Source organism: Streptococcus sp. 53, assembly GCF_013276565.1.
Classification (GTDB): Bacteria; Bacillota; Bacilli; order Lactobacillales; family Streptococcaceae; genus Streptococcus.
The window spans coordinates 23,855-44,075 of the sequence record NZ_VMLG01000012.1 but is presented as its reverse complement, the minus strand read 5'-3'; the positions used below and the strand labels follow the sequence as shown (position 1 = coordinate 44,075).

30 protein-coding genes are annotated in these 20,221 nt (G+C 41.1%); all 30 read left to right on the top strand.

Annotated features, from left to right (window positions below; all coding sequences use genetic code 11):
- Positions 1-118 precede the first annotated feature (118 nt).
- The 30 genes from cls (at position 119) to HT722_RS04205 (ending at position 20,115) form a co-directional block, all read left to right on the top strand.
- On the top strand, positions 119-1,651 hold the full coding sequence (gene cls / locus HT722_RS04350) for a cardiolipin synthase (RefSeq protein WP_173219252.1): 1,533 nt from the start codon (positions 119-121) through the stop codon (positions 1,649-1,651).
- Between the two features lie 254 nt (positions 1,652-1,905).
- The gene (locus HT722_RS04345) at positions 1,906-3,444 is read left to right on the top strand and encodes a damage-inducible protein CinA (protein WP_173253144.1); all 1,539 of its coding nucleotides are present in this window, start codon (positions 1,906-1,908) and stop codon (positions 3,442-3,444) included.
- A 119-nt stretch (positions 3,445-3,563) separates the two neighbouring features.
- Positions 3,564-5,771 carry an anaerobic ribonucleoside-triphosphate reductase gene (gene nrdD, locus HT722_RS04340; RefSeq protein WP_173277749.1) on the top strand — a complete coding sequence of 736 codons (2,208 nt, stop codon included), beginning with the start codon at positions 3,564-3,566 and terminating at the stop codon, positions 5,769-5,771.
- An 11-nt stretch (positions 5,772-5,782) separates the two neighbouring features.
- Positions 5,783-5,923 (top strand): hypothetical protein, encoded by a 141-nt coding sequence (locus tag HT722_RS04335; RefSeq protein WP_000521612.1) that lies wholly within the window; start codon positions 5,783-5,785, stop codon positions 5,921-5,923.
- A 149-nt stretch (positions 5,924-6,072) separates the two neighbouring features.
- Positions 6,073-6,579 (top strand): GNAT family N-acetyltransferase, encoded by a 507-nt coding sequence (locus HT722_RS04330; RefSeq protein ID WP_173277747.1) that lies wholly within the window; start codon positions 6,073-6,075, stop codon positions 6,577-6,579.
- Positions 6,572-7,162 (top strand): anaerobic ribonucleoside-triphosphate reductase activating protein, encoded by a 591-nt coding sequence (gene nrdG, locus HT722_RS04325; protein WP_173277744.1) that lies wholly within the window; start codon positions 6,572-6,574, stop codon positions 7,160-7,162. Before HT722_RS04330 ends, nrdG begins: the two co-directional genes overlap by 8 nt.
- The gene (locus HT722_RS04320; RefSeq protein WP_173277742.1) at positions 7,159-7,776 is read left to right on the top strand and encodes a phosphoribulokinase; all 618 of its coding nucleotides are present in this window, start codon (positions 7,159-7,161) and stop codon (positions 7,774-7,776) included. Before nrdG ends, HT722_RS04320 begins: the two co-directional genes overlap by 4 nt.
- A gap of 257 nt (positions 7,777-8,033) precedes the next feature.
- Positions 8,034-8,342, top strand: coding sequence for a 30S ribosomal protein S10 (gene rpsJ, locus HT722_RS04315; protein WP_001284513.1), 309 nt, complete (start codon positions 8,034-8,036; stop codon positions 8,340-8,342).
- Positions 8,343-8,558: 216 nt separating this feature from the next.
- Positions 8,559-9,185 (top strand): 50S ribosomal protein L3, encoded by a 627-nt coding sequence (gene rplC / locus HT722_RS04310; protein ID WP_000160197.1) that lies wholly within the window; start codon positions 8,559-8,561, stop codon positions 9,183-9,185.
- 24 nt (positions 9,186-9,209) lie between these two features.
- Complete coding sequence (gene rplD / locus HT722_RS04305) at positions 9,210-9,833, top strand: 50S ribosomal protein L4 (RefSeq protein ID WP_000024549.1); 624 nt, start codon at positions 9,210-9,212, stop codon at positions 9,831-9,833.
- Positions 9,833-10,129 carry a 50S ribosomal protein L23 gene (locus tag HT722_RS04300; protein ID WP_001055347.1) on the top strand — a complete coding sequence of 99 codons (297 nt, stop codon included), beginning with the start codon at positions 9,833-9,835 and terminating at the stop codon, positions 10,127-10,129. The genes rplD and HT722_RS04300 overlap by 1 nt, the downstream gene beginning before the upstream one ends.
- A gap of 17 nt (positions 10,130-10,146) precedes the next feature.
- A complete protein-coding gene (gene rplB / locus HT722_RS04295; RefSeq protein ID WP_136936656.1) occupies positions 10,147-10,980 on the top strand; it encodes a 50S ribosomal protein L2 in 834 nt (277 codons plus the stop codon).
- 103 nt (positions 10,981-11,083) lie between these two features.
- The gene (gene rpsS, locus HT722_RS04290) at positions 11,084-11,365 is read left to right on the top strand and encodes a 30S ribosomal protein S19 (RefSeq protein ID WP_000533766.1); all 282 of its coding nucleotides are present in this window, start codon (positions 11,084-11,086) and stop codon (positions 11,363-11,365) included.
- An 11-nt stretch (positions 11,366-11,376) separates the two neighbouring features.
- Entirely contained in the window at positions 11,377-11,721 is a 345-nt protein-coding gene (gene rplV, locus HT722_RS04285; protein ID WP_000818137.1) for a 50S ribosomal protein L22, read from the top strand.
- 12 nt (positions 11,722-11,733) lie between these two features.
- The gene (gene rpsC, locus HT722_RS04280) at positions 11,734-12,387 is read left to right on the top strand and encodes a 30S ribosomal protein S3 (protein WP_000529936.1); all 654 of its coding nucleotides are present in this window, start codon (positions 11,734-11,736) and stop codon (positions 12,385-12,387) included.
- 3 nt (positions 12,388-12,390) lie between these two features.
- Positions 12,391-12,804 carry a 50S ribosomal protein L16 gene (gene rplP, locus HT722_RS04275; RefSeq protein ID WP_000960946.1) on the top strand — a complete coding sequence of 138 codons (414 nt, stop codon included), beginning with the start codon at positions 12,391-12,393 and terminating at the stop codon, positions 12,802-12,804.
- Positions 12,805-12,813: 9 nt separating this feature from the next.
- Complete coding sequence (gene rpmC, locus HT722_RS04270; RefSeq protein ID WP_000772918.1) at positions 12,814-13,020, top strand: 50S ribosomal protein L29; 207 nt, start codon at positions 12,814-12,816, stop codon at positions 13,018-13,020.
- Positions 13,021-13,044: 24 nt separating this feature from the next.
- The gene (gene rpsQ, locus HT722_RS04265) at positions 13,045-13,305 is read left to right on the top strand and encodes a 30S ribosomal protein S17 (protein WP_000440801.1); all 261 of its coding nucleotides are present in this window, start codon (positions 13,045-13,047) and stop codon (positions 13,303-13,305) included.
- Positions 13,306-13,330: 25 nt separating this feature from the next.
- The gene (gene rplN, locus HT722_RS04260; RefSeq protein ID WP_000616545.1) at positions 13,331-13,699 is read left to right on the top strand and encodes a 50S ribosomal protein L14; all 369 of its coding nucleotides are present in this window, start codon (positions 13,331-13,333) and stop codon (positions 13,697-13,699) included.
- Between the two features lie 78 nt (positions 13,700-13,777).
- Positions 13,778-14,083, top strand: coding sequence for a 50S ribosomal protein L24 (rplX, locus tag HT722_RS04255; RefSeq protein ID WP_061368437.1), 306 nt, complete (start codon positions 13,778-13,780; stop codon positions 14,081-14,083).
- A 23-nt stretch (positions 14,084-14,106) separates the two neighbouring features.
- On the top strand, positions 14,107-14,649 hold the full coding sequence (gene rplE, locus HT722_RS04250; protein WP_000013542.1) for a 50S ribosomal protein L5: 543 nt from the start codon (positions 14,107-14,109) through the stop codon (positions 14,647-14,649).
- A gap of 17 nt (positions 14,650-14,666) precedes the next feature.
- Positions 14,667-14,852 carry a type Z 30S ribosomal protein S14 gene (locus HT722_RS04245; RefSeq protein ID WP_001085699.1) on the top strand — a complete coding sequence of 62 codons (186 nt, stop codon included), beginning with the start codon at positions 14,667-14,669 and terminating at the stop codon, positions 14,850-14,852.
- Positions 14,853-15,032: 180 nt separating this feature from the next.
- Entirely contained in the window at positions 15,033-15,431 is a 399-nt protein-coding gene (gene rpsH, locus HT722_RS04240; protein WP_000245504.1) for a 30S ribosomal protein S8, read from the top strand.
- A gap of 188 nt (positions 15,432-15,619) precedes the next feature.
- Positions 15,620-16,156: a 50S ribosomal protein L6 gene (rplF, locus tag HT722_RS04235; RefSeq protein ID WP_000086635.1), complete on the top strand. Its 537-nt coding sequence runs from the start codon at positions 15,620-15,622 to the stop codon at positions 16,154-16,156.
- A gap of 83 nt (positions 16,157-16,239) precedes the next feature.
- Positions 16,240-16,596: a 50S ribosomal protein L18 gene (rplR, locus tag HT722_RS04230; RefSeq protein ID WP_000624044.1), complete on the top strand. Its 357-nt coding sequence runs from the start codon at positions 16,240-16,242 to the stop codon at positions 16,594-16,596.
- A 17-nt stretch (positions 16,597-16,613) separates the two neighbouring features.
- On the top strand, positions 16,614-17,108 hold the full coding sequence (rpsE, locus tag HT722_RS04225; RefSeq protein WP_000874202.1) for a 30S ribosomal protein S5: 495 nt from the start codon (positions 16,614-16,616) through the stop codon (positions 17,106-17,108).
- 13 nt (positions 17,109-17,121) lie between these two features.
- Positions 17,122-17,304: a 50S ribosomal protein L30 gene (rpmD, locus tag HT722_RS04220; protein WP_000057241.1), complete on the top strand. Its 183-nt coding sequence runs from the start codon at positions 17,122-17,124 to the stop codon at positions 17,302-17,304.
- Positions 17,305-17,448: 144 nt separating this feature from the next.
- Complete coding sequence (gene rplO, locus HT722_RS04215; protein WP_000766087.1) at positions 17,449-17,889, top strand: 50S ribosomal protein L15; 441 nt, start codon at positions 17,449-17,451, stop codon at positions 17,887-17,889.
- A 12-nt stretch (positions 17,890-17,901) separates the two neighbouring features.
- Positions 17,902-19,212: a preprotein translocase subunit SecY gene (gene secY / locus HT722_RS04210; protein ID WP_173277740.1), complete on the top strand. Its 1,311-nt coding sequence runs from the start codon at positions 17,902-17,904 to the stop codon at positions 19,210-19,212.
- A 264-nt stretch (positions 19,213-19,476) separates the two neighbouring features.
- Complete coding sequence (locus HT722_RS04205) at positions 19,477-20,115, top strand: adenylate kinase (protein ID WP_084927969.1); 639 nt, start codon at positions 19,477-19,479, stop codon at positions 20,113-20,115.
- Positions 20,116-20,221: the final 106 nt, after the last annotated feature.

Genomic DNA, 20,221 nt, shown 5'->3' with positions numbered 1-20,221 from the left:
TCGAAAATCAAATTCAAACCGCGTTAACGTCGCCTTGCCGTACTCAAGTACAGCCTGCGGCTAGTTTCCTAGTTTGCTCTTTGATTTTCATTGAGTATCAAAATATCAAGGAGGGGATATGAAATATAGAAAATTTCAATTATTGATGTCCAAGTATGGCTTTAGTCTTTCGATTATGCTACTTGAACTGTGTCTTGTTTTTGGTCTCTTTCTTTATTTAGGACGCATGGCTCCCATTTTATGGATTACTGTCCTCATTCTACTGAGTATCATCACAATCATTTCGATAGTCAACCGTAATACGACTCCTGAGAATAAGGTAACCTGGTTATTAGTAGCCTTTGTGCCAGTATTTGGCCCCTTGCTCTATCTGATGTTTGGTGAGAGGAGATTGTCCAAAAAAGAAATCAAACAACTGAAGAAGCTAGGCTCCATGCATTTCCAAGAAGCAAATAGCCAGCTACTAAAAGAGGAATTAAAAGAAAGTGACAAGGCGGCATATGGCGTCATCAAGTCCTTATTGAGTATGGATACCAATGCCGATGTCTATGATCAAACTGCCTCTACATATTTTCCTAGCGGAGAAGCCATGTGGAAAAAGATGGTAGAAGATCTTAAAAAGGCTGAGAAATTTATTTTCTTGGAATATTACATTATAGAAGAAGGTTTGATGTGGAATCGTATTCTAGAAATCTTGGAGCAAAAGGTCGCTCAAGGCATTGAGGTTAAACTGCTCTATGATGATATTGGCTGTATGGCTACTTTAACAGGAGATTATGCACATCGACTTCGTCAGCTGGGCATCGAGGCCCATAAATTCAATAAAGTTATTCCTCGTTTGACAGTGGCCTATAATAACAGAGATCATAGAAAAATATTGATTATTGATGGTCAGATAGCTTATACAGGAGGCATTAACTTAGCCGATGAGTACATTAACCACGTCGAGAGATTTGGTTATTGGAAGGATAGTGGAATTCGCTTGGACGGACTAGCAGTAAAAGCCCTGACACGCTTGTTTTTAACCACTTGGTACATCAATCGAGGAGAGATTAGTGATTTTGATCAATATCATTTAGAAAATCATTCTATCCCAAGTGACGGTTTAACCATTCCATACGGGAGTGGACCCAAGCCAATTTTTCGAACGCAGGTAGGAAAAAAAGTTTATCAGAGTTTGATCAATCAAGCAACGGAATCGGTCTATATTACGACACCTTATTTGATCATAGACTATGATTTAACAGAGACAATCAAAAATGCTGCTATGAGAGGGGTCGATGTTCGGATTATCACCCCTTACATACCAGATAAGAAGTTCATTCAGTTAGTCACAAGAGGGGCTTATCCAGACCTTCTTTCTGCTGGAGTTCGGATTTATGAGTATAGTCCAGGTTTTATTCATAGTAAGCAGATGTTGGTAGACGAAGATTTTGCGGTGGTGGGGACAATCAATCTCGACTACCGAAGCTTGGTACACCATTATGAAAATGCAGTCTTACTCTATAAAACTCCTTCTATAATGGAAATAGCCCGAGATTTTCAAAATATATTTGCAGATTCTCAGGAAGTCTATCCTCATTCTATCAAAACAAGCTGGTATCAAAAACTTGTAAAAGAAATCGCCCAGTTATTCGCTCCAATCTTATAAGAAATCTAGGACTGAGGACACAAACCAGTCCTATTTTTCTTGCCTTTTACGAATAGAAAGATATAGGAGGAACGATGCTGACTCAGAAAGAATTGGATTATATCATAACATTTAAACAGACACATTTACACCGTTTTCGGGAAATTGAAACCTTTGTGAAACTATGCAAAAAATCACTCAAACAGCCATCGCAAGCTGACAATCCTAGGACTTTTTGATATACTAAGACAGATAAATTGAATAGGAGAAACGATATGAGTGTGTATGGTAGAGTAGAAGAAGTTCATCAGGAGAATCGTGAACCTCTAGAATACCAAATCAAACAAGAATCGCATCATCGTGAATCAAGTCGTCTTCCTTTGGTGAAAATTTTACTATGGAGTACGCTTGTAACGGGGATAACTCTAGGAGTACCGCTATTACTCGATTTAATGAGTGCACAGGAAGTGCAGGATTTTTATACAGGTTGGGCCCTTCATCAGGCAGGGAAGATTTACAGCGATTATTATGGAAGTCAAGGTTTGCTTTATTATTTGCTGACTTACGTGACTCAGGGCGGATTTTTCTTTGCCATCTTTGAGTGGTTAGCCTTGGTAGCAGGAGGATTTTTCCTCTTTCGATCGGCAGACACCTTGACAGAGCAAGGAGACCAAGCTGGACAAGTGGTGACTATTTTTTACATGCTAGTTACAGGTCTTGCTTTTGGTGGAGGTTATGCGACTCTTTTAGCGCTTCCTTTCTTATTAGCAGCCTTTAGTTTAGTTGCGACTTATCTAAGCAATCCAAGCCATGATAAGGGATTTGTACGGATTGGGCTGGCTTTGGCAGGAGGATTTTTCTTTGCTCCCTTATCATCGCTCCTGTTTATTGCTGTAGTGAGTTTAGGCTTGTTGGTCTTTAACCTTGGGCATAGACGCTTTGCGCATGGGTTTTATCAGTTTCTTGCAGTGGCTTTAGGTTTTTCACTTATCTTTTATCCAACTGCCTACTATAGTGTTGCAACAGGAAGTTTTGGGGATGCCATTAGTGGTATTCGTTATCCTATTGACAGTATTAGCTTTGATTTCACTTCTAAAATTTTAGAGAATATGGCTTTTTATGGCTTGTTGTCCCTTGGTTTGGGATTTGTGGTTTGTATCTTTTTAGGTCTCTTTCAATCCAAGCCCTCTAAACTATACGTCATTTCGGTTCCTGCAAGTCTTGTGACAATTTTAGGTTTGATTTTGCTTTTCTTTTCACAAGAGCCTCTGCACGCTTCTTATTTGATGGTCGTCTTCCCTGTTTTCCTACTTTTATTGGTAACCAATATTAAGAGTCAACAGAGGGGGCGTAGTGTTAGAAGAAGACGAAGAGAAACGCCAGTTAGCCTATGGAGTCGTTTTTTTAAAGGAAATCTATATCTGCCAGTTTTAGGGCTTGTCTATCTTTTGACTGTTCCTTTTTTGATGAAGTTTGTCCTTTATCCGGTACCTTATCAAGAACGTAATCGTCTTGCTGATTTGGTAAAAGAGGAGACAAATACGGAAGATGCTATCTATGCATGGGATGATACTGCGACTCTTTATCGTAAGAGTGAGCGCTTGTCGCCATCGGCGATTTTGTCTCCCGTGCACTATACAGCAACTGAGGAAAACCGGAATAAGCTACTCAATGACTTGAAAGAAAAACAACCTAAGGTGATTGTGGTGAATGACAAGGTGCCAGTCTGGTCTGAAGTGGAAACACTCTTAAAAGAAAATTACCAACCAGTAAAGACGGATTACTCAGAGTTTAAAGTCTATAAAATTAAATAACCAAATCAATATCTTGTGTATTTTTAAAAATTTTAGGATTTTTAACACAAGATATTGATTTTTCTTTTTAGAGTGGTATAATACTTTTTAGAAAGAACATTTTAGAAAAGAGCATGCATATGATTGCACTAGAAGAAAAAATTACAATTTTGCCAACTCTCTTCGTCGAGAAACGAGATGGGAGACGTGTTGTATTTGATGTGGATAAGATTGACAAGGCTCTCCACAAGGCGGCTGACAAGGTTATGGATGTGACACCCTTGGTCGAAAAACGCCTAAATGCTCTGACCGAGCGAATTGTCACAGAAATTCATAGTCGCTTTCCAAAGGGGGTTAAGATTTACGAAATTCAAAATATTGTAGAACATGAACTGCTTGAAGCCAAAGAATATGCGCTAGCTGAGGAGTATATTACTTATCGGACGCAGAGGGATTTTGAGCGTTCAAAAGCGACGGATATCAACTTTAGTATCCATAAACTACTCAACAAAGACCAGGCAGTTGTCAATGAAAATGCCAATAAAGACAGCGATGTCTTTAATACCCAGCGTGATTTGACAGCGGGTATTGTTGGGAAATCAATCGGACTGCAAATGCTTCCTAAGCATGTAGCCAATGCCCACCAAAAAGGGGATATCCATTATCACGATCTGGACTACAGCCCCTATACACCTATGACCAACTGCTGTTTGATTGATTTCAAGGGGATGTTGGAAAATGGTTTTAAGATTGGAAATGCAGAGGTAGAAAGTCCCAAGTCTATCCAGACTGCGACAGCTCAGATTTCGCAAATCATCGCAAACGTTGCTTCTAGCCAGTATGGCGGCTGTTCAGCTGACCGTATCGATGAAGTTTTGGCGCCTTATGCAGAGAAGAATTATCAAAAACATCTCAAAGATGCAGAAGAATGGGTCTTGCCTGAAAAACGGGAAGATTATGCTTGGGAGAAAACTCAAAAAGACATCTATGATGCTATGCAATCTCTCGAGTATGAAATCAATACTCTCTTCACTTCAAACGGACAAACGCCTTTTACTTCTCTAGGCTTTGGTCTAGGAACTAGTCGCTTTGAGAGGGAAATTCAAAAAGCTATCTTGACCATTCGGATCAAGGGGCTCGGTTCAGAACACCGCACAGCTATCTTCCCTAAACTTATCTTCACGCTTAAAAGAGGACTCAACTTGGAGGAAGGGACACCCAACTACGACATCAAGCAGTTGGCTCTAGAGTGCGCAACCAAACGGATGTACCCAGATGTTTTGTCCTATGATAAGATTGTTGACTTGACAGGTTCTTTTAAGGTACCTATGGGTTGCCGTTCTTTCCTTCAAGGATGGAAAGACGAGAATGGCGTAGAAGTCAATTCAGGTCGGATGAATTTAGGTGTTGTGACGGTCAACCTTCCTCGTATTGCCCTCGAGTCTGAGGGTGACATGAATAAGTTCTGGGAAATCTTTAACGAGCGTATGAATATCGCTGAAGATGCTCTTGTTTACCGTGTCGAACGCACGAAAGAGGCGACACCAGCCAATGCTCCTATCCTCTATCAGTACGGTGCTTTTGGCCATCGTCTAGGTAAAGAAGAAAGTGTTGACCAGCTCTTTAAGAATTGTCGGGCAACCGTTTCGCTGGGCTATATCGGCTTGTATGAAGTAGCGACAGTTTTCTTTGGTAACAGCTGGGAAAGTAATCCAGATGCTAAGGAATTCACGCTAGACATCATTCGCGATATGAAACGCCGTGTAGAAGAGTGGTCTGACCAATATGGCTACCATTTCTCTATCTACTCAACACCGTCTGAAAGTTTGACAGACCGTTTCTGTCGACTAGATACAGACAAGTTTGGTTCTATTCCTGATATTACAGATAAGGAATACTACACCAACTCTTTCCACTACGATGTTCGTAAAAATCCAACACCGTTTGAAAAATTAGACTTTGAGAAAGTCTATCCAGAAGCAGGTGCGTCAGGTGGTTTCATCCATTATTGTGAGTATCCAGTCCTTCAGCAAAATCCAAAGGCTCTGGAAGCTGTCTGGGATTATGCCTATGACCGTGTCGGATATCTAGGCACCAATACTCCAATTGACCGTTGCTACAAGTGTGACTTTGAAGGGGATTTTGAACCAACTGAGAGAGGATTTGCTTGTCCCAACTGTGGCAATAGCGACCCTAAAACAGTGGACGTTGTTAAACGGACTTGTGGCTATCTTGGCAATCCTCAAGCGAGACCGATGGTCAACGGCCGTCACAAGGAAATCGCTGCGCGTGTCAAACATATGAATGGCTCAACGATTAAAATAGCTGGTCATCAAGTAACAAATTAGAAAGAAATGAAATGGGAAAATATCAATTAGACGATAAGGGGCGCGCACAAGTGAACCGCTATCACGAGAAACACTCTAAAGGTGGGGCTGGTAAAAAAGAACGCTTGCTCAGCCTCAGAGAACAATTTTTAAACAAGAATAAGAAAAAATAAAAGTGACACTCAATGAAAATCAAAGAGCAAACTAGGAAACTAGCCGCAGGCTGTACTTGAGTACGGTAAGGCGACGTTGACGTGGTTTGAATTTGATTTTCGAAGAGTATGAGAGTCAGCTCTCACTTTTCTCACAGTGGGAGGTAAGGATGGAACTACGCAGACCAAGATTAGCAGATAAAGAAACAGTTTTAGAGATGATGGCAGAGTTTGAAAAGAGCCAATCAGCCCATGATGGAGGATTTTGGGATACAGAGAACTTTGTGTATGAAGAGTGGTTGGAAACAAATATGCAAAAAGAGATGGGAATAAACTTGCCTGAAAATCATGTTCCTTCAATTCAATTTGTATCATTTGATGATGTAGGTCGTGCTCTAGGATTTTCGAATCTGCGATTGAGACTGAATGAGAGACTGCTGAATTATGCAGGGAATATAGGATATTCTATTCGCCCATCAGAAAGAGGTAAGGGTTATGCTAAGGAAACTCTCCGTCAGGGCTTGCAAGTTGCTAAGGAAAAGAACATCAAGAAAGCTCTTGTGACCTGTAGTGTGAATAATCCTGTTAGCAGAGCAGTTATTCTAGCAAATGGTGGGCTCCTTGAGGATGTTCGTGATGGAGTTGAGCGTTATTGGATAGAGGTAGCGAATGAATAATCCAAAACCACAAGAATGGAAAAGCGAGGAACTCAGTCAAGGGCGTATCATCGACTACAAGGCCTTTAACTTTGTAGATGGAGAAGGTGTGCGTAACTCTCTCTATGTATCAGGTTGCATGTTTCACTGCGAGGGTTGCTATAATGTTGCCACTTGGTCTTTCAATGCAGGAATTCCCTACACAGCAGAATTAGAAGAGCAAATCATGGCAGATCTTGCCCAGCCCTATGTTCAAGGATTGACCTTGCTGGGAGGGGAGCCCTTCCTCAATACGGGGATTCTCCTGCCTCTCGTTAAGCGGATTCGGAAGGAATTGCCAGAAAAAGACATCTGGTCCTGGACGGGCTATACATGGGAAGAAATGATGTTGGAAACTCCAGATAAGCTGAAACTCTTATCATTGATTGACATTCTTGTCGATGGACGATACGACCGAACTAAGAGAAATCTCATGCTCCAGTTTCGAGGTTCGTCCAATCAACGAATTATCGATGTGCAAAAATCTCTCAAAAGTGGGCAAGTAGTGATTTGGGACAAACTCAATGATGGAAAAGAAAGCTATGAACAGGTGAAGAGAGAATGAAGAGAAAAGACTTAATAGACCAGCTTGTTTCAGAAATAGAAAAGGGCAAAGTCAGGACACTGGGAATATACGGTCATGGGGCTTCGGGTAAATCAACCTTTGCACAGGAATTGTACCAAGCTTTAGATTCTACTACAGTAAATTTGCTAGAAACAGATCCTTATATCACCTCAGGACGCCATCTGGTTGTACCAAAGGGTACACCAAATCAAAAGGTGACAGCCTGTCTGCCAGCGGCTCATGAACTGGCAAGTTTGCAGAGAGATATTCACGCATTGCAGGCAGGTATGGATGTCTTAACAATTGAAGAACCTTGGAAGGCTAGTGAGGTCTTGTCTGGAGCAAAGCCAATTCTGATTGTCGAAGGGATGTCTGTTGGCTTTTTACCCAAAGAACTCTTTGACAAAACCATCTGTTTCTACACGGATGAGGAGACCGAATTAAAAAGGCGTCTAGATCGAGATACGACAGTGAGAAATCGCGATGCATCCTTTATATTGGTTAGCCATCAGATGAGACGGGAGCAATATCTACACTACTATAAAGAAACCGAGTCAGAGGCGGACATTCTAGTGAAACAATCAGAAGATAAATTTGAGGTCAAGAGAACTTGAGTTATTTATATAGAAGAAAATCCCTAATTTTAGAAAGAAAAAATAGGAAAACAGTTTCATTGTAAAAAAACAAAAAAACAGCAACAAATCCCTTGCAATCGCAGGGGCTTTGTGTTATTCTATTATGGTGCTGTAAATCACAGCCTTAGCTTTGATGCAAGAGGTTGCGACACGCTCGGTTGCATTGCCACGCAACACCGCGTCGGTTTTCTTGTGGAGCTAGCCTATTATCTTAAATAGACGAAAAGGAGAAAAAGATGGCAAACAAAAAAATCCGTATCCGTTTGAAAGCTTACGAACACCGTACGCTTGACACAGCGGCTGCAAAAATCGTAGAATCAGCTACTCGTACAGGTGCACAAGTTGCGGGTCCAATCCCACTTCCGACTGAACGTAGCCTCTACACAATCATTCGTGCGACTCACAAATACAAAGACTCTCGCGAACAATTTGAAATGCGTACACACAAACGTTTGATCGATATCGTTAACCCAACTCAAAAAACAGTTGATGCTTTGATGAAATTGGATCTTCCAAGTGGTGTAAACGTAGAAATCAAACTTTAATCTAAAATATAAAAGAGTAGAGGCTGGTGTTTCAATTTAATTGAACACGGGCTAAACTCGGTGTGAAAAAGACAAACTTCCTAGTGTCTGCTAGACACTGCGTCAGTTTTCTATTTTCACTTTGAGTTTGACGCCCTTTGTATCTTAGACTTGAGCATAAAAAACGCTCGTTAAAAACTTTTTGAATAAAAAATATAGAAAAGGAACTATTTTCTCATGACAAAAGGAATCTTAGGGAAAAAAGTGGGAATGACTCAAATCTTCACTGAAGCTGGCGAATTGATCCCTGTAACAGTTATTGAAGCAACTCCAAACGTTGTTCTTCAAGTTAAAACTGTTGAAACAGACGGATACAACGCTATCCAAGTTGGTTTCGATGACAAACGCGAAGTATTGAGCAACAAACCTGCTAAAGGACATGTAGCGAAAGCTAACACGGCTCCTAAGCGCTTCATTCGTGAATTCAAAAACGTTGAAGGCTTGGAAGTTGGTGCTGAAATCACAGTTGAAACATTCGCAGCTGGAGACGTTGTTGACGTAACTGGTACTTCTAAAGGTAAAGGTTTCCAAGGTGTTATCAAACGCCACGGACAATCACGTGGACCAATGGCTCACGGTTCTCGTTACCACCGTCGTCCAGGTTCAATGGGACCTGTTGCACCTAACCGCGTATTCAAAGGTAAAAACCTTGCAGGACGTATGGGTGGCGACCGCGTAACAATTCAAAACCTTGAAGTTGTACAAGTTGTTCCAGAAAAGAACGTTATCCTTATCAAAGGTAACGTACCAGGTGCTAAGAAATCTCTTATCACTATCAAATCAGCAGTTAAAGCTGGTAAATAATAAGGAAAGGGGAATACAGTCAAAATGGCAAATGTAACATTATTCGACCAAACTGGTAAACAAGCGGGCGAAGTTGTTCTTAACGATGCAATCTTTGGTATCGAACCAAACCAATCTGTTGTGTTTGATGTGATTATCAGCCAACGTGCTAGCCTTCGTCAAGGAACTCACGCAGTTAAAAACCGCTCAGCTGTTTCAGGTGGCGGACGCAAACCATGGCGTCAAAAAGGAACTGGACGTGCTCGTCAAGGTTCTATCCGCTCTCCACAATGGCGTGGTGGTGGAATCGTCTTCGGACCAACTCCACGTAGCTATGCGTACAAACTTCCTCAAAAAGTTCGTCGCCTTGCGCTTAAATCTGTTTACTCAGAAAAAGTTGCTGAAAATAAATTTGTAGCCGTTGATTCTCTTGAATTTACAGCTCCAAAAACTGCTGAATTTGCAAAAGTTCTTGCAGCTTTGAGCATCGATTCTAAAGTCCTTGTTATTCTTGAAGAAGGAAACGAATTCGCAGCTCTCTCAGCTCGTAACCTTCCAAACGTGAAAGTTGCGACTGCTACAACTGCAAGTGTTCTTGACATCGCAAATAGTGACAAACTTCTTGTTACTCAAGCAGCTATCTCTAAAATCGAGGAGGTTCTTGCATAATGAATTTGTATGATGTTATCAAAAAACCTGTCATCACTGAAAGCTCAATGGCTCAACTTGAAGCAGGAAAATATGTATTTGAAGTTGACACTCGTGCACACAAACTTTTGATCAAGCAAGCTGTTGAAGCTGCTTTCGAAGGTGTTAAAGTTGCCAATGTTAACACAATCAACGTAAAACCAAAAGCTAAACGTGTTGGACGTTACACTGGTTTTACTAACAAAACTAAAAAAGCTATCATCACACTTACAGCTGATTCTAAAGCAATCGAGTTGTTTGCTGCTGAAGCTGAATAATCTAAGGAGGAAATATCGTGGGAATTCGTGTTTATAAACCAACAACAAACGGTCGCCGTAATATGACTTCTTTGGATTTCGCTGAAATCACAACAAGCACTCCTGAAAAATCATTGCTTGTTGCTTTGAAGAGCAAGGCTGGTCGTAACAACAACGGTCGTATCACAGTTCGTCACCAAGGTGGTGGACACAAACGTTTCTACCGTTTGGTTGACTTCAAACGTAACAAAGACAACGTTGAAGCAGTTGTTAAAACAATCGAGTACGATCCAAACCGTTCTGCAAACATCGCTCTTGTACACTACACTGACGGTGTGAAAGCATACATCATCGCTCCAAAAGGTCTTGAAGTAGGTCAACGTATCGTTTCAGGTTCAGAAGCAGATATCAAAGTCGGAAACGCTCTTCCACTTGCTAACATTCCAGTTGGTACTTTAATCCACAACATCGAGTTGAAACCAGGTCGTGGTGGTGAATTGGTACGTGCTGCTGGTGCATCTGCTCAAGTATTGGGTTCTGAAGGTAAATACGTTCTTGTTCGTCTTCAATCAGGTGAAGTTCGTATGATTCTTGGAACTTGCCGTGCTACAGTTGGTGTTGTCGGAAACGAACAACATGGACTTGTAAACCTTGGTAAAGCAGGACGTAGCCGTTGGAAAGGTATCCGCCCAACAGTTCGTGGTTCTGTAATGAACCCTAACGATCACCCACACGGTGGTGGTGAAGGTAAAGCACCAGTTGGTCGTAAAGCACCATCTACTCCATGGGGCAAACCTGCTCTTGGTCTTAAAACTCGTAACAAGAAAGCGAAATCTGACAAACTTATCGTTCGTCGTCGCAACGAGAAATAATATTAAACTAGTCGCTTAAGCAACTAGTAAATCCGCCAGCTCGGTAGCGCTCCATAGGAGCGCAAGCCGCTGTGGTACAACATTTAAAGGAGAAAATATAAAAATGGGACGCAGTCTTAAAAAAGGACCTTTCGTCGATGAGCATTTGATGAAAAAAGTTGAAGCTCAAGCTAACGACGAAAAGAAAAAAGTTATTAAAACTTGGTCACGTCGTTCAACGATCTTCCCAAGTTTCATTGGTTACACTATCGCAGTTTATGACGGACGTAAACACGTACCTGTTTACATCCAAGAAGACATGGTAGGTCACAAACTTGGTGAATTTGCACCAACTCGTACTTACAAAGGTCACGCTGCAGACGACAAGAAAACACGTAGAAAATAAGGAGAACATAAATGGCAGAAATTACTTCAGCTAAAGCAATGGCTCGTACAGTACGTGTTTCACCTCGTAAATCACGTCTTGTTCTTGATAACATCCGTGGTAAAAGCGTAGCCGATGCAATCGCAATCTTGACATTCACTCCAAACAAAGCTGCTGAAATCATCTTGAAAGTTTTGAACTCAGCTGTAGCTAACGCTGAAAACAACTTTGGTTTGGATAAAGCTAACTTGGTAGTATCTGAAGCATTCGCAAACGAAGGACCAACTATGAAACGTTTCCGTCCACGTGCGAAAGGTTCAGCTTCACCAATCAACAAACGTACAGCTCACATCACTGTAGCTGTTGCAGAAAAATAAGGAGGTAAAATCGTGGGTCAAAAAGTACATCCAATTGGTATGCGTGTCGGCATCATCCGTGATTGGGATGCCAAATGGTATGCTGAAAAAGAATACGCGGATTACCTTCATGAAGATCTTGCAATCCGTAAATTCGTTCAAAAAGAACTTGCTGACGCAGCAGTTTCAACTATCGAAATTGAACGCGCAGTAAACAAAGTTAACGTTTCACTTCACACTGCTAAACCAGGTATGGTTATCGGTAAAGGTGGTGCTAACGTTGATGCACTCCGTGCAAAACTTAACAAATTGACTGGAAAACAAGTACACATCAACATCATCGAAATCAAACAACCTGATTTGGATGCTCACCTTGTAGGTGAAGGTATTGCTCGTCAATTGGAGCAACGTGTTGCTTTCCGTCGTGCACAAAAACAAGCAATCCAACGTGCAATGCGTGCTGGAGCTAAAGGAATCAAAACTCAAGTATCAGGTCGTTTGAACGGTGCAGACATCGCCCGTGCTGAAGGATACTCTGAAGGAACTGTTCCACTTCACACACTTCGTGCAGATATCGATTACGCTTGGGAAGAAGCAGATACTACATACGGTAAACTTGGTGTTAAAGTATGGATCTACCGTGGTGAAGTTCTTCCAGCTCGCAAAAACACTAAAGGAGGTAAATAACCAATGTTAGTACCTAAACGTGTTAAACACCGTCGTGAATTCCGTGGAAAAATGCGCGGTGAAGCAAAAGGTGGAAAAGAAGTAGCATTCGGTGAATACGGTCTTCAAGCTACAACTAGCCACTGGATCACTAACCGCCAAATCGAAGCTGCTCGTATCGCCATGACTCGTTACATGAAACGTGGTGGTAAAGTTTGGATTAAAATCTTCCCACACAAATCATACACTGCTAAAGCTATCGGTGTGCGTATGGGATCTGGTAAAGGGGCACCTGAAGGTTGGGTAGCACCAGTTAAACGTGGTAAAGTGATGTTCGAAATCGCTGGTGTATCTGAAGAAATCGCTCGCGAAGCGCTTCGTCTTGCTAGCCACAAATTGCCAGTTAAATGTAAATTCGTAAAACGTGAAGCAGAATAAGGAGAAGGCATGAAACTTAATGAAGTAAAAGAATTTGTTAAAGAACTTCGTGGTCTTTCTCAAGAAGAACTCGCGAAGCGCGAAAACGAATTGAAAAAAGAATTGTTTGAACTTCGTTTCCAAGCTGCTACTGGTCAATTGGAACAAACAGCTCGCTTGAAAGAAGTTAAAAAACAAATCGCTCGTATCAAAACAGTTCAATCTGAAGCGAAATAATAGACTAGGGAAGGAGAAATTTCAATGGAACGCAATAATCGTAAAGTTCTTGTTGGACGTGTTGTATCTGACAAAATGGACAAGACAATCACAGTTGTAGTTGAAACAAAACGTAACCACCCAGTCTATGGTAAACGTATTAACTACTCTAAAAAATACAAAGCTCATGATGAAAACAATGTTGCCAAAGAAGGCGATATCGTACGTATCATGGAAACTCGTCCGCTTTCAGCTACAAAACGTTTCCGTCTTGTAGAAGTTGTTGAAGAAGCGGTCATCATCTAATCAAACCTGAAAGGAGAAAACTGAAATGATTCAAACAGAAACTCGTTTGAAAGTCGCAGACAACAGCGGTGCTCGCGAAATCTTGACTATCAAAGTTCTTGGTGGTTCAGGACGTAAATTTGCAAACATCGGTGATGTTATCGTGGCATCTGTAAAACAAGCTACTCCTGGTGGTGCGGTTAAAAAAGGTGACGTTGTTAAAGCAGTTATCGTTCGTACTAAATCAGGTGCTCGTCGTGCTGATGGTTCATACATCAAATTTGACGAAAACGCAGCAGTTATCATCCGTGAAGATAAAACTCCTCGCGGAACACGTATCTTTGGCCCAGTTGCACGTGAATTGCGTGAAGGTGGCTTCATGAAGATCGTGTCACTTGCTCCAGAAGTACTTTAATTTTTAGAAACAAACTAGTCCCCTGGATTTACCTCCAGGGTGCCCTTATGGGCGTAAGAAAAATCAAGGAGAAACCTAATGTTTGTAAAAAAAGGCGACAAAGTTCGCGTAATCGCTGGTAAAGATAAGGGAACAGAAGCTGTTGTCCTTACTGCCCTTCCAAAAGTAAACAAAGTTATCGTTGAAGGTGTTAACATCGTTAAGAAACACCAACGTCCAACTAACGAGCTTCCTCAAGGTGGTATCATCGAAAAAGAAGCAACTATCCACGTATCAAACGTTCAAGTTTTGGACAAAAATGGTGTAGCTGGCCGTGTTGGTTACAAATTTGTAGACGGTAAAAAAGTTCGCTACAACAAAAAATCAGGCGAAGTGCTTGATTAATCACGAAGGAAAGGAGAAGTATAATGGCAAATCGTTTAAAAGAAAAATATCTTAATGAAGTAGTTCCTGCTTTGACAGAACAATTCAACTACTCATCAGTGATGGCTGTGCCTAAAGTAGATAAGATCGTTTTGAACATGGGTGTTGGTGAAGCTGTATCAAACGCTAAAAGCCTTGAAAAAGCTGCTGAAGAATTGGCACTTATCTCAGGTCAAAAACCACTTATCACTAAAGCTAAAAAATCAATCGCCGGCTTCCGTCTTCGTGAAGGTGTTGCGATCGGTGCAAAAGTTACCCTTCGTGGTGAACGGATGTACGAATTCTTGGATAAATTGGTTTCAGTTTCACTTCCACGTGTGCGTGACTTCCACGGTGTTCCAACAAAGTCATTTGATGGACGCGGAAACTACACACTTGGTGTGAAAGAACAATTGATCTTCCCAGAAATCAACTTCGATGACGTTGACAAAACTCGTGGTCTTGACATCGTTATCGTAACAACTGCTAACACTGACGAAGAGTCACGTGCATTGCTTACAGGCCTTGGAATGCCTTTTGCAAAATAATATAGGAGGTAAATCTAATGGCTAAAAAATCAATGATTGCTAAGAACAAACGTCCAGCGAAGTTCTCTACTCAAGCTTATACTCGTTGTGAAAGATGTGGTCGTCCACATTCAGTTTACCGCAAATTTAAACTTTGCCGTGTTTGCTTCCGTGAATTAGCTTACAAAGGACAAATCCCAGGCGTTACCAAAGCATCTTGGTAATTCTAACTTTCAATCCCGTCGTGATTCGTCGTTATCTGCTTTTGCCTAACTCAAGTTATGCCTGCAAGCAGATGCCTAGACTCACTTAGGAATTGAAACCTAGAAACATATTCTGAGCCTAGCTCAATCATTAACTAGCAAGTGCAACTTGCAAACTACTAGTAAGAGGAGAAAAACAAAATGGTTATGACTGACCCAATCGCAGACTTCCTAACTCGTATTCGTAACGCTAACCAAGCGAAACACGAAGTACTTGAAGTACCTGCATCAAACATCAAAAAAGGGATTGCTGAAATCCTTAAACGCGAAGGTTTTGTAAAAAACGTTGAAATCATCGAAGATGACAAACAAGGCATCATCCGTGTATTCCTTAAATACGGACCAAACGGTGAAAAAGTTATCACTAACTTGAAACGTGTTTCTAAACCAGGACTTCGTGTCTACAAAAAACGTGAAGACCTTCCAAAAGTTCTTAACGGACTTGGAATTGCTATCCTTTCAACTTCTGAAGGTTTGCTCACTGATAAAGAAGCACGCCAAAAGAATGTTGGTGGAGAAGTTATCGCTTACGTTTGGTAATATTTAGCTCCCAATTTCTTTGTGACTCTTCGTTATCGTCTCTAGCCTAACCCAAAGTTATGCCTGCGAGACGATGCCTAGATTCACTTTGAAATTGAAACCTAAATGTTCCTTTAAATCGAGGAATCGATTTAACCCCGTGAAAACTGGCCGTTCTGGCCTGACAATCTAACAGGAGAATTAAAAACATGTCACGTATTGGTAATAAAGTTATCGTGTTGCCTGCTGGTGTTGAACTCACTAACAATGACAACCTTGTAACTGTAAAAGGACCTAAAGGAGAACTTACTCGTGAGTTCTCAAAAGATATTGAAATCCGTGTGGAAGGCACTGAAGTAACTCTTCACCGTCCAAACGATTCAAAAGAAATGAAAACTATCCACGGAACTACTCGTGCCCTTTTGAACAACATGGTTGTTGGTGTATCAGAAGGATTCAAGAAAGAACTTGAAATGCGCGGGGTTGGTTACCGTGCACAACTTCAAGGATCTAAACTTGTTTTGGCTGTTGGTAAATCTCATCCAGACGAAGTTGAAGCTCCAGAAGGAATTACTTTTGAACTTCCAAACCCAACAACAATCGTTGTTAGCGGAATTTCAAAAGAAGTAGTTGGGCAAACAGCTGCTTACGTACGTAGCCTTCGTTCACCAGAACCATATAAAGGTAAAGGTATCCGTTACGTTGGTGAATTCGTTCGCCGTAAAGAAGGTAAAACAGGTAAATAATGTTGAGTGGTTGATTTTCAACCACCAACCTATTTTCCAACTTTGTGCATAGCACACGATTTAAAACTAAAGAGGTGAAAACTGTGATTTCAAAACCAGATAAAAACAAACTCCGCCAAAAACGCCACCGTCGCGTTCGCGGAAAACTCTCTGGAACTGCTGATCGCCCACGTTTGAACGTATTCCGTTCTAATACAGGCATCTACGCTCAAGTGATTGATGACGTAGCGGGTGTAACGCTCGCAAGTGCTTCAACTCTTGACAAAGAAGTTTCAAAAGGAACTAAAACTGAACAAGCCGTTGCTGTCGGTAAACTCGTTGCAGAACGTGCAAACGCTAAAGGTATTTCAGAAGTGGTGTTCGACCGCGGTGGATATCTATATCACGGACGTGTGAAAGCTTTGGCTGATGCAGCTCGTGAAAACGGATTGAAATTCTAATAGGAGGACACTAGAAAATGGCATTTAAAGACAATGCAGTTGAATTAGAAGAACGCGTAGTTGCTGTCAACCGTGTTACAAAAGTTGTTAAAGGTGGACGTCGTCTTCGTTTCGCAGCTCTTGTTGTTGTTGGTGACCACAACGGTCGCGTAGGATTTGGTACTGGTAAAGCTCAAGAAGTTCCAGAAGCAATCCGTAAAGCAGTAGATGATGCTAAGAAAAACTTGATCGAAGTTCCTATGGTTGGAACAACAATCCCACACGAAGTTCTTTCAGAATTCGGTGGAGCTAAAGTATTGTTGAAACCTGCTGTAGAAGGTTCTGGAGTTGCCGCTGGTGGTGCAGTTCGTGCCGTTGTGGAATTGGCAGGTGTGGCAGATATTACATCTAAATCACTTGGTTCTAACACTCCAATCAACATTGTTCGTGCAACTGTTGAAGGTTTGAAACAATTGAAACGCGCTGAAGAAGTTGCTGCCCTTCGTGGTATTTCAGTTTCTGATTTGGCATAAGAAAGGGGATAAAATGGCTCAAATTAAAATTACTTTGACTAAGTCTCCAATCGGACGCATTCCATCACAACGTAAAACTGTTGTAGCACTTGGACTTGGCAAATTGAACAGCTCTGTTATTAAAGAAGATAACGCTGCTATCCGTGGTATGATCACAGCAGTATCTCACTTGGTAACAGTTGAAGAAGTAAACTAATGAATTTTTAGGGGATGTGCACTATACCATCCCCTAAAACTAGATATAGTCATCTATGATGACGTCGTATAGGCGAGTTGATGGGGGAGACAACCTTTTCTCCCTTATCGGCGCTAGCATTTTACAAAAGAGGAGAAAATAAAAATGAAACTTCATGAATTGAAACCTGCAGAAGGTTCTCGTAAAGTACGTAACCGCGTTGGTCGTGGTACTTCATCAGGTAACGGTAAAACATCTGGTCGTGGTCAAAAAGGTCAAAAAGCTCGTAGCGGTGGCGGAGTTCGCCTTGGTTTTGAAGGTGGACAAACTCCATTGTTCCGTCGTCTTCCAAAACGTGGATTCACTAACATCAACGCTAAAGAATACGCAATTGTGAACCTTGACCAATTGAACGTCTTTGAAGATGGTGCTGAAGTAACTCCAGTTGTTCTTATCGAAGCAGGAATTGTTAAAGCTGAAAAATCAGGTATTAAAATTCTTGGTAACGGTGAGTTGACTAAGAAATTGACTGTGAAAGCAGCTAAATTCTCTAAATCAGCTGAAGAAGCTATCACTGCTAAAGGTGGTTCAGTAGAAGTCATCTAAGAGAGGTGACCTATGTTTTTTAAATTATTAAGAGAAGCTCTTAAAGTCAAGCAGGTTCGATCAAAAATTTTATTTACAATTTTTATCGTTTTGGTCTTTCGTATCGGGACTAGCATTACAGTTCCTGGTGTGAATGCCAATAGCTTGAATGCTTTAAGTGGATTATCCTTCTTAAACATGTTGAGCTTGGTCTCAGGGAATGCCCTAAAAAACTTTTCGATTTTTGCCCTAGGAGTTAGTCCTTATATCACCGCTTCTATTGTTGTCCAGCTCTTGCAAATGGATATTTTACCCAAGTTTGTAGAGTGGGGAAAACAAGGGGAAGTAGGCCGAAGAAAATTGAATCAAGCCACTCGTTATATTGCTCTAGTTCTCGCTTTTGTGCAATCTATCGGGATTACAGCTGGTTTTAATACCTTGGCTGGAGCTCAATTGATTAAAACTGCTTTAACTCCACAAGTTTTTCTGACGATTGGTATCATCTTAACAGCTGGTAGTATGATTGTCACTTGGTTGGGTGAGCAAATTACAGATAAGGGATACGGAAACGGTGTTTCCATGATTATCTTTGCCGGGATTGTTGCCTCAATTCCAGAGATGATTCAGGGCATCTATGTGGACTACTTTGTGAACGTCCCAAGTAGCCGTATCACTTCATCTATCATTTTCGTAATCATTTTGATTATTACTGTATTGTTGATCATTTACTTTACAACTTATGTTCAACAAGCAGAATACAAAATTCCAATCCAATATACGAAGGTTGCACAAGGTGCTCCATCTAGCTCTTACCTTCCATTGAAGGTAAACCCTGCTGGAGTTATCCCTGTTATCTTTGCCAGTTCCATTACTGCAGCGCCTGCGGCGATTCTTCAGTTTTTGAGCGCTACAGGTCATGATTGGGCTTGGGTAAGGGTAGCACAAGAGATGTTGGCAACCACTTCTCCAACTGGTATTGCCATGTATGCTTTGTTGATTATTCTCTTTACATTCTTCTATACGTTTGTACAGATTAATCCTGAAAAAGCGGCAGAGAACCTACAAAAGAGCGGTGCCTATATCCATGGAGTTCGTCCTGGTAAAGGTACAGAAGAATATATGTCTAAACTTCTTCGTCGTCTTGCAACGGTTGGTTCCCTCTTCCTTGGTGTGATTTCCATTTTGCCGATTGCAGCAAAAGATGTTTTCGGACTTTCAGAAGCAGTTGCTTTTGGAGGAACAAGTCTTTTGATCATTATCTCTACAGGTATTGAAGGGATCAAACAATTGGAAGGTTACCTATTGAAACGTAAGTATGTTGGTTTCATGGATAGAACAGAATAAAAGTATTTACTGATACTCTTCGAAAATCTCTTCAAACCACGTCAGCTTTATCTGCAACCTCAAAGCAGTGCTTTGAGCAACCTGCGGCTAGCTTCCTAGTTTGCTCTTTGATTTTCATTGAGTATGAATCAGTAAATGCTGAGGGAGTGGAGATTTAAACTCTGACATTTGTGAGAGTTTGGTCTCCCCTCTTCTATTTTGTTTTTAAATAGGGGTGAAAAGATTTTTTGCTTCTATTTAAAAATAAAATAAGGAGATCAAATCATGAATCTTTTGATTATGGGCTTACCTGGTGCAGGTAAGGGAACTCAAGCAGCAAAAATCGTAGAACAATTCCATGTTGCACATATCTCAACAGGTGATATGTTCCGAGCTGCAATGGCAAATCAAACTGAAATGGGTGTTCTTGCTAAGTCATATATTGACAAGGGTGAATTAGTTCCTGATGAAGTTACAAACGGAATCGTAAAAGAACGACTTTCACAAGATGATATTAAAGAAACAGGATTCTTGTTGGATGGTTATCCACGTACAATCGAACAAGCTCATGCCTTGGACAAAACATTGGCTGAACTTGGCATTGAACTAGAAGGTGTTATCAACATTGAAGTAAATCCTGACAGCCTTTTGGAACGTTTGAGTGGTCGTATTATCCACCGCGTAACTGGAGAAACTTTCCACAAGATCTTTAACCCACCAGTTGACTATAAAGAAGAAGATTATTACCAACGTGAAGATGACAAACCTGAGACAGTCAAACGTCGTTTGGATGTGAATATTGCTCAAGGGGAACCAATCATTGCTCACTACCGTGCCAAAGGTTTGGTTCATGACATCGAAGGTAATCAAGATATCAATGATGTCTTCTCAGATATCGAAAAAGTATTGACAAATTTGAAATAAAGCGTTTTTCACACTTGCAAAAATCCGCTACAAATGTTATACTGAGATAGTCTGACTTATAATTGTTGTCTCTGTGTCTAGAGGCATCGAATCGAAATTTATGGAG

Excerpts from the sequence above, each read along its gene's own strand:
- rplO (WP_000766087.1), top strand. The coding sequence starts at position 17,449 with ATGAAACTTCATGAATTGAAACCTGCAGAAGGTTCTCGTAAAGTACGT.
- HT722_RS04300 (WP_001055347.1), top strand. The coding sequence starts at position 9,833 with ATGAATTTGTATGATGTTATCAAAAAACCTGTCATCACTGAAAGCTCA.
- rplN (WP_000616545.1), top strand. The coding sequence starts at position 13,331 with ATGATTCAAACAGAAACTCGTTTGAAAGTCGCAGACAACAGCGGTGCT.
- rplE (WP_000013542.1), top strand. The coding sequence starts at position 14,107 with ATGGCAAATCGTTTAAAAGAAAAATATCTTAATGAAGTAGTTCCTGCT.
- rpsE (WP_000874202.1), top strand. The coding sequence starts at position 16,614 with ATGGCATTTAAAGACAATGCAGTTGAATTAGAAGAACGCGTAGTTGCT.
- HT722_RS04205 (WP_084927969.1), top strand. The coding sequence starts at position 19,477 with ATGAATCTTTTGATTATGGGCTTACCTGGTGCAGGTAAGGGAACTCAA.
- HT722_RS04345 (WP_173253144.1), top strand. The coding sequence starts at position 1,906 with ATGAGTGTGTATGGTAGAGTAGAAGAAGTTCATCAGGAGAATCGTGAA.
- HT722_RS04320 (WP_173277742.1), top strand. The coding sequence starts at position 7,159 with ATGAAGAGAAAAGACTTAATAGACCAGCTTGTTTCAGAAATAGAAAAG.
- rpsS (WP_000533766.1), top strand. The coding sequence starts at position 11,084 with ATGGGACGCAGTCTTAAAAAAGGACCTTTCGTCGATGAGCATTTGATG.
- HT722_RS04330 (WP_173277747.1), top strand. The coding sequence starts at position 6,073 with ATGGAACTACGCAGACCAAGATTAGCAGATAAAGAAACAGTTTTAGAG.
- cls (WP_173219252.1), top strand. The coding sequence starts at position 119 with ATGAAATATAGAAAATTTCAATTATTGATGTCCAAGTATGGCTTTAGT.
- rpmC (WP_000772918.1), top strand. The coding sequence starts at position 12,814 with ATGAAACTTAATGAAGTAAAAGAATTTGTTAAAGAACTTCGTGGTCTT.
- rpsQ (WP_000440801.1), top strand. The coding sequence starts at position 13,045 with ATGGAACGCAATAATCGTAAAGTTCTTGTTGGACGTGTTGTATCTGAC.
- rpmD (WP_000057241.1), top strand. The coding sequence starts at position 17,122 with ATGGCTCAAATTAAAATTACTTTGACTAAGTCTCCAATCGGACGCATT.
- HT722_RS04335 (WP_000521612.1), top strand. The coding sequence starts at position 5,783 with ATGGGAAAATATCAATTAGACGATAAGGGGCGCGCACAAGTGAACCGC.
- rplF (WP_000086635.1), top strand. The coding sequence starts at position 15,620 with ATGTCACGTATTGGTAATAAAGTTATCGTGTTGCCTGCTGGTGTTGAA.
- HT722_RS04245 (WP_001085699.1), top strand. The coding sequence starts at position 14,667 with ATGGCTAAAAAATCAATGATTGCTAAGAACAAACGTCCAGCGAAGTTC.
- rplD (WP_000024549.1), top strand. The coding sequence starts at position 9,210 with ATGGCAAATGTAACATTATTCGACCAAACTGGTAAACAAGCGGGCGAA.
- nrdG (WP_173277744.1), top strand. The coding sequence starts at position 6,572 with ATGAATAATCCAAAACCACAAGAATGGAAAAGCGAGGAACTCAGTCAA.
- secY (WP_173277740.1), top strand. The coding sequence starts at position 17,902 with ATGTTTTTTAAATTATTAAGAGAAGCTCTTAAAGTCAAGCAGGTTCGA.
- nrdD (WP_173277749.1), top strand. The coding sequence starts at position 3,564 with ATGATTGCACTAGAAGAAAAAATTACAATTTTGCCAACTCTCTTCGTC.
- rpsH (WP_000245504.1), top strand. The coding sequence starts at position 15,033 with ATGGTTATGACTGACCCAATCGCAGACTTCCTAACTCGTATTCGTAAC.
- rplV (WP_000818137.1), top strand. The coding sequence starts at position 11,377 with ATGGCAGAAATTACTTCAGCTAAAGCAATGGCTCGTACAGTACGTGTT.
- rplC (WP_000160197.1), top strand. The coding sequence starts at position 8,559 with ATGACAAAAGGAATCTTAGGGAAAAAAGTGGGAATGACTCAAATCTTC.
- rplP (WP_000960946.1), top strand. The coding sequence starts at position 12,391 with ATGTTAGTACCTAAACGTGTTAAACACCGTCGTGAATTCCGTGGAAAA.
- rplX (WP_061368437.1), top strand. The coding sequence starts at position 13,778 with ATGTTTGTAAAAAAAGGCGACAAAGTTCGCGTAATCGCTGGTAAAGAT.
- rpsJ (WP_001284513.1), top strand. The coding sequence starts at position 8,034 with ATGGCAAACAAAAAAATCCGTATCCGTTTGAAAGCTTACGAACACCGT.